We start from the raw sequence: 6,452 nt of genomic DNA on the forward strand, positions 1-6,452 counted from the left end.
AGATAATGTCTTTTGATAAAGAGATGAGAGATTTATACAAAGATATTTTGGGGAACTATATCCAAACACAAAATGAACAAATTTTGTATCAAGGACAAAAACTAAGTAGAAAATCTTTAGAGAATGAAATATCGCCAGAAGATATTGTGAGCATTCATAAAGAAGTGATTGAAGAAATTTATTCTGATATTCCAGAAAAAGTGCTGCATTCTCTGGACTTTTTACTTGAGGTAATGATTAGCTACGGTCTTGCTCTTCGTGAGCATCAAACATTAAAAAATAAGCAGCGGGAACTTCGTTCTGAAATCGAAGTTGCCGCTAACGTCCAGCAGACGCTGTTAGGGACAAAGGTTCCGGCTAGTTCAACTTTAGAAATTGGCGCGATTAGCGTACCTGCTAAACAGATGAACGGAGATTATTTTCACTTTGTAGAAGAAGAGCACGGTGGGTTAAGTATTGCCATTGCCGATGTGATTGGAAAAGGAATTCCAGCTGCAATGTGTATGTCTATGATCAAGTATGCAATGGACAGCTTACCGGACTCAAGAAAAAATCCAAGTTACGTATTGGAGAACTTGAATAATATTGTAGAGAGAAACGTAGATCCAAGTATGTTTATTACGATGTTCTACGGAAGTTATAATCCCGAGACAAACTTATTTGATTATGCATCTGCAGGGCATGAGCCAGGCTTTTATTATGATGCCAAAGCTGATTCATTTGAAGATTTGGAAGCAAAAGGACTCGTGCTAGGAGTCGATCGCCATGTGAAATATCTTCAGTACGAGCAGCAGCTTTCAAAAGGCGATATGATTGTTCTGTTAACAGATGGTGTAACAGAATGCAGAACTGAAGAAGGATTTATCGAAAGATTGGACATCATAAAATTAATTCGAAAATACATGCATTTGTCTCCTCAAGAAATTGTAGAATCTGTATATAAAGAGCTGGAAAAATTACAGCATTTTCAATTGAGGGATGACTTTACATTGATTATTTTGAAGAGTTTAGTTTAAGTATTCTAAATAAGGGTACAGAAAAGATAGCACAAAATTAGAGGGGGTCTACTAATACGATGAATTTAAAAATAGATATACAAAAGGACGGTCAAGCATATCGTATTAAGCTGGCTGGAGAGATTGACGCATATACAGCACCTAAGCTAAAAGAAAAGTTCATGGAAATTACTGAACATAACGAACCAGAAATTATAGTTGATTTAACCGATGTATCATACATGGATAGTACAGGACTAGGTGTATTTATTGCATTGTTAAAAGCTAATAAGAAAAATAACGGCTCTTTGAAATTTGTTGGTGTATCAGAGCGCATCAAGCGCTTATTTGATATTACGGGCCTCACAGACATTTTAAACGTGAATTCACAAGTAGAAGGTGGCGTAAAATGAAACAGCCTTATGACTTTGTTGAGATGAAGATTCCTGCTAAGCCAGACTACGTAGCGATTATTCGACTGACGCTGTCTGGTGTAGCGAATCGGATGGGTTTTTCTTATGATGAAATTGAAGATATGAAAATTGCTGTGAGTGAGGCATGTACAAATGCCGTACAGCATGCTTACAAGAATGAAGAAAATGGTGAAGTGAGAGTAGGTTTTGGTTTATTTGATGACCGTTTAGAAATCATGGTGGTCGATAAAGGCGAAAGCTTTAATTTTGAAGAGCTTAAGGAACATATAGGACCTTATGAAACATCAAAAGAAGTTGAATTTCTTCCTGAAGGTGGACTTGGTTTATATTTAATTGAAACACTAATGGACGAAGTGAAAATGGTCAATTCAAAAGGTGTAACGCTAATGATGACTAAGTATGTGCAAAGAGAGCAGGTGGAGAGTGATGAAAACACAGTCTCAACCTATGAAATTAACTAAAGAACAGGTTCAGGAACGAATTGAGCGCTTTCAAAAAACGCAGGATGAAGAAGCACAAAGTGATCTAGTAGTACATTACAAGAACCTTGTTGAATCTATTGCACGTCGTTATTCAAAAGGCAGAAGCTTACATGAAGATATTGTGCAGGTAGGGATGCTAGGACTGTTAGGAGCTATTAGAAGGTATGATGCTTCATTTGGAAGAAGTTTTGAATCGTTTGCTGTTCCTACAATCATTGGAGAGATTAAGCGATTTTTACGCGATAAAACGTGGAGTGTTCACGTACCGCGCCGCATCAAAGAATTAGGTCCTAAAATTAAAGCAGCTGTCGAAGAGCTAACAACCCGTTTACAGCGATCTCCTCAAGTAAAAGAAATTGCTGATCATATCGGAGTGACAGAGGAAGAAATTTTAGAAACGATGGAGATGGGGCAAAGTTATCAAGCGTTGTCTGTTGATCATTCTATTGAAGCAGACTCTGATGGAAGTACTGTTACAATCCTTGATTTAGTAGGTGAACAAGAGTCGGGTTATGAGAAAACTGATCAGCGCTTAGTGTTAGAAAAGATTCTTCATGTATTAAGCGATAGAGAAAAAGAAGTAATTCGCTATACATTTATTGAAAATCTGAGTCAAAAAGATGCCGGTGAGAAATTAGGGATTTCTCAAATGCATGTATCTCGACTGCAAAGAAGAGCGCTTGATAAGCTAAGGACTGCAGCTCGCTCAGATTCTAACGATTCGGAGTATATGTCGTGATGACAGTAGACCCGAATACAAAGTCGATTCAAACTCATATATATCAAGAGCCAAAGCAAGGGAACGTGTGTTGTGGAGATAGTTACTATGTCAAAGAAACGGATGATTATTTTCTATGTGCAGTGGCAGATGGATTAGGAAGCGGTGAACAAGCCAGAGCCGCTTCTGTAGCTGTTACGGATGTAGCGAAAGGTCATCATCATCTAGATGTAGATGAGATTATTTCTAAGTGCAACAAGGCTACTCGACATACAAGAGGCGCAGCAGTAGCTATTTTGAAAATTGATAAAAAACATAACGAATTTCATTACACAAATGTAGGTAATATCCGCTTTTATCTGTATTCTCCGGAGGGGAAATTAACGTACCCTCTGCCAATTCAAGGTTTTTTATCAGGGAAAATTCAAAAGTTCCGCACACAAACCTTCCCATATGACTCCGGTTCTAAATTTTTGATTCATACAGATGGCTTAGAATTAAAAGAGATTAAATCTGTTTTTGCTAACTCGATGAATGTCGATCAATTGTCGACACGCCTACAGGCAGCAATTCGATCTCATAATGACGATATTACGTATATCGCTGGTCATCTTCCAACTGCATAGCCTTTCTTTTTAGCTCACATGTGTTATTGCATGTGAGTTTTGTTACAATAGAGACAAAGTTTCATTTAGGTAGGAGGATAAGCTGTGTCTGTTGCAACGAAATTAGATAATCAAATTGTTCAACGTGTAAGTAAAGAGGTAGAGATTTCACACAAGCAAGTACAAAACGTAATTGCTTTAGTAGAAGATGGTAATACAGTTCCCTTTATTGCTCGATATAGAAAAGAACAAACTGGTGCTTTGGATGAAGTCCAAATCCGGAATATTTTAGATTCCTGGAACTACTTAATGAATTTAGAGGAGCGTAAAGAGGAAGTTCACCGATTAATTGAAGAGCAAGGGAAATTAACTGAGGAACTGGCTGCTCAAATTCATCAAGCGAAGAAATTGCAGCAAGTAGAAGATTTATACCGCCCTTTTAAGCAAAAACGACGTACAAAAGCAACTGTAGCAAAAGAAAAAGGTCTTGAACCATTAGCACAGTGGCTACTAAGTTTCCCGAATTCTGACGTAAACATTGAAGCGCAAACATACATAAATGAAGAAGCAGGAGTTCAATCTTCTGACGAAGCTATTCAGGGAGCCCTAGACATTGTAGCGGAACAAATTTCTGACGAAGCATCTTACCGTCAATGGATTCGTACGACCACTGTAAAAGATGGCATAATTGTTACTTCAGTCAAAGATCCGGAAAAAGATGAAAAAAATATCTATGAAATGTACTATGAATATACAGAAGCGGTAAAGCGAATCGTTCCTCACCGTATTTTAGCTATGAATAGAGGAGAAAAAGACGGTATTTTAAAAGTGAGTATTGACGCGCCTACAGATCGTATTCTTTCATATTTACATAAAGAAGTAATCAAGAAAAGGGATTCTTCAGCTGAAGGTTATATCATCTCAGCTATAGAAGATGCTTATAAACGCTTAATAGAACCATCTATTGAACGCGAAATTCGTAAAGACCTATCAGAAAAAGCGGAAGAAAGAGCCATTCACATCTTTTCTGAAAACTTACGAAAACTTCTTCTCCAACCTCCATTGAAAGGTAAAGTGGTATTAGGAGTAGATCCAGCTTTTCGAACAGGCTGCAAATTAGCTGTAGTAGATGAAACAGGCAAGGTATTAAAAATTGATGTTATTTATCCACATCCTCCTGTGAGAAAAGCAGCTGAAGCACAAAATAAATTAAAGAAAATGTTCGCTGAATACCCTATTGAAGTAGTGGCAATTGGAAATGGAACGGCATCTCGCGAAACGGAGCAATTTGTAGCGGATGTTCTTAAAGAAATTGAAAACCCAGTTTATTATTTGATTGTGAATGAAGCGGGAGCAAGCGTATATTCGGCTTCTGATGTTGCTAGAGAAGAATTCCCTGATTTTCAAGTAGAAGAGCGAAGCGCTGTATCGATTGCCAGAAGGCTGCAAGATCCGCTGGCTGAGCTTGTGAAAATCGATCCTAAGTCGGTAGGAGTAGGGCAATATCAGCATGATGTGTCTCAAAAGCAATTAAATGATTCACTGACTTTTATTGTAGAGACAGTAGTAAACCAAGTAGGAGTGAATGCAAACACGGCTTCTGCTTCGCTTCTACAATACGTTGCTGGTCTAAATAAGACAGTTGCTCAAAACATTGTAAAATATCGGGATGAAAACGGAAAATTCTCTAACCGAAAACAGTTGAAGAAAATTCCGCGTCTAGGGGCTAAAACATATGAGCAGTGTATTGGGTTTTTACGTATTATAGAAGGTGAAGAACCTTTAGACAGAACGGGTATCCATCCTGAAACATATGGAGACGTTAAAAAGCTTTTAAAGAAAGCGGAAGTGAAAGAGACTGAACTTGGAACGGAGAAAGTAAAAGAAGCATTAAAACATATTTCTTTACCCGAAATATCAGAAGAACTAAGTATAGGGGAGCTTACTTTAAAAGACATTATAGAAGCGCTCGTAAGACCGGAAAGAGATCCTCGTGATGAACTGCCAAAACCTTTGCTCCGTCAGGATATTTTGAAGCTAGAGGATCTAGCAAAAGGTATTCAGCTTGAAGGAACGGTGCGAAACGTCGTAGACTTCGGAGCGTTCATCGATATAGGAGTTAAGCAAGACGGTCTAGTCCATATTTCTAAATTAACGAATCGGTACGTTAAGCATCCCCTCGATGTCGTTTCAGTAGGAGATTTGGTGAATGTGTGGGTAGAAGACGTAGATATGAAAAAAGGAAGAGTTGCACTGACGATGATTCCGCCCCATCAATAATAAAATTGCCTTTTCAGATTTTCTGAAAAGGCAATTTTATTTGTAAAAAGAAGTGATTTAAGAAGCGGAATTATTTTTTTGATAAAAAAACCAACATTGGTTGAGCAATTTTATTTGTGCACGGTCTTTTTCCGAATAAGCGCGCCTCATTTGTTTTTGTAGCCACATTGGCATAAGGACAATCACTCCTTTTCATTTATGATAAGGTGAATAGTGAGTATGTAATGAAGTGTATGCCCAAAGAGCTAGTCAGGTGATTTCATACAGTAGAGGAGTATATAAGATGAATGATAAGGATTTACAAATACTTGTAGAAGAAATTTCATTGAAGCTGTTTCACAAACCATTTCGTCATGAAGCCACTTTTAATTCTCGGTTACGTACGACAGGCGGAAGGTATTTGTTACGTACATCTAATATAGAAGTAAACTACAAATACTTTGAACAATATGGCACACAAGAAATAGTAGAAATTATTAAACATGAGCTCTGTCACTATCATTTGCATATTGAGGGGAAAGGGTATAAGCATGGAGATCAAGACTTTAAAAGGTTAATGAAAGAAGTAGACGCACCTCGATTTTGTCAGGCATTGAAAAAAGAAAATGATGGAAAGAAAAAAGAGCACATATATGTATGTATGCAGTGTGATCAAAAATATGTTCGAAAAAGAAAAGTGAACACAGTTAAATATGTTTGTGGGAAGTGTAAAGGTAAATTAAAAAAAATGTAGAAGATGCTTGACTAAAATAGATTCATTATGGTAAATTAATAAAGCCGTCTCAAATAAACGGCAAAGAAATTACAAAAACTTATTGACATTACATATAATGTCGATTACAATGTAAGAAGTCTGATAAATATTATTCCACAGTAGCTCAGTGGTAGAGCTATCGGCTGTTAACCGATCGGTCGTAGGTTCGAGTCCTACCTGTGGA

The 6,452-nt window shown here is 37.4% G+C and carries 8 protein-coding genes and 1 tRNA gene; 8 read left to right on the forward strand and 1 reads right to left on the reverse strand.

What is annotated here, in order from left to right; genetic code table 11:
• Positions 1 to 5 precede the first annotated feature (5 nt).
• From WKH56_RS33570 to WKH56_RS33595, 6 genes are all read left to right on the forward strand, one after another.
• Positions 6 to 1,016, forward strand: a complete 1,011-nt coding sequence (locus WKH56_RS33570; RefSeq protein ID WP_013055008.1) for a PP2C family protein-serine/threonine phosphatase — start codon at positions 6 to 8, stop codon at positions 1,014 to 1,016.
• Positions 1,017 to 1,075: 59 nt separating this feature from the next.
• Positions 1,076 to 1,408, forward strand: a complete 333-nt coding sequence (locus WKH56_RS33575) for an anti-sigma factor antagonist (protein WP_047751770.1) — start codon at positions 1,076 to 1,078, stop codon at positions 1,406 to 1,408.
• Positions 1,405 to 1,890 carry an anti-sigma B factor RsbW gene (gene rsbW / locus WKH56_RS33580; protein ID WP_013055010.1) on the forward strand — a complete coding sequence of 162 codons (486 nt, stop codon included), beginning with the start codon at positions 1,405 to 1,407 and terminating at the stop codon, positions 1,888 to 1,890. Before WKH56_RS33575 ends, rsbW begins: the two co-directional genes overlap by 4 nt.
• Positions 1,856 to 2,650 (forward strand): RNA polymerase sigma factor SigB, encoded by a 795-nt coding sequence (sigB, locus tag WKH56_RS33585; RefSeq protein ID WP_013055011.1) that lies wholly within the window; start codon positions 1,856 to 1,858, stop codon positions 2,648 to 2,650. The genes rsbW and sigB overlap by 35 nt, the downstream gene beginning before the upstream one ends.
• A complete protein-coding gene (locus WKH56_RS33590) occupies positions 2,650 to 3,255 on the forward strand; it encodes a PP2C family serine/threonine-protein phosphatase (RefSeq protein WP_310884516.1) in 606 nt (201 codons plus the stop codon). Before sigB ends, WKH56_RS33590 begins: the two co-directional genes overlap by 1 nt.
• Positions 3,256 to 3,339: 84 nt before the next feature.
• Positions 3,340 to 5,514 carry a Tex family protein gene (locus WKH56_RS33595; protein WP_048022347.1) on the forward strand — a complete coding sequence of 725 codons (2,175 nt, stop codon included), beginning with the start codon at positions 3,340 to 3,342 and terminating at the stop codon, positions 5,512 to 5,514.
• Positions 5,515 to 5,571: 57 nt separating this feature from the next.
• Here WKH56_RS33595 and cmpA read toward each other — a convergent pair whose 3' ends face one another.
• Positions 5,572 to 5,688, reverse strand: a complete 117-nt coding sequence (cmpA, locus tag WKH56_RS33600) for a cortex morphogenetic protein CmpA (protein ID WP_013055014.1) — start codon at positions 5,686 to 5,688, stop codon at positions 5,572 to 5,574.
• 109 nt (positions 5,689 to 5,797) lie between these two features.
• Here cmpA and WKH56_RS33605 point away from each other — a divergent pair, with 109 nt between their 5' ends.
• Together WKH56_RS33605 and WKH56_RS33610 are read left to right on the forward strand one after the other, a co-directional pair.
• Complete coding sequence (locus WKH56_RS33605) at positions 5,798 to 6,247, forward strand: SprT family protein (protein ID WP_221834025.1); 450 nt, start codon at positions 5,798 to 5,800, stop codon at positions 6,245 to 6,247.
• A gap of 134 nt (positions 6,248 to 6,381) precedes the next feature.
• Positions 6,382 to 6,452, forward strand: a tRNA-Asn gene (locus tag WKH56_RS33610).

The sequence above is a fragment of the Priestia sp. SB1 genome (genome assembly GCF_038898415.1).

Excerpts from the sequence above, each read along its gene's own strand:
- WKH56_RS33570 (WP_013055008.1), top strand. The coding sequence starts at position 6 with ATGTCTTTTGATAAAGAGATGAGAGATTTATACAAAGATATTTTGGGG.
- WKH56_RS33575 (WP_047751770.1), top strand. The coding sequence starts at position 1,076 with ATGAATTTAAAAATAGATATACAAAAGGACGGTCAAGCATATCGTATT.
- rsbW (WP_013055010.1), top strand. The coding sequence starts at position 1,405 with ATGAAACAGCCTTATGACTTTGTTGAGATGAAGATTCCTGCTAAGCCA.
- sigB (WP_013055011.1), top strand. The coding sequence starts at position 1,856 with ATGAAAACACAGTCTCAACCTATGAAATTAACTAAAGAACAGGTTCAG.
- WKH56_RS33590 (WP_310884516.1), top strand. The coding sequence starts at position 2,650 with ATGACAGTAGACCCGAATACAAAGTCGATTCAAACTCATATATATCAA.
- cmpA (WP_013055014.1), bottom strand. The coding sequence starts at position 5,688 with ATGCCAATGTGGCTACAAAAACAAATGAGGCGCGCTTATTCGGAAAAA.
- WKH56_RS33605 (WP_221834025.1), top strand. The coding sequence starts at position 5,798 with ATGAATGATAAGGATTTACAAATACTTGTAGAAGAAATTTCATTGAAG.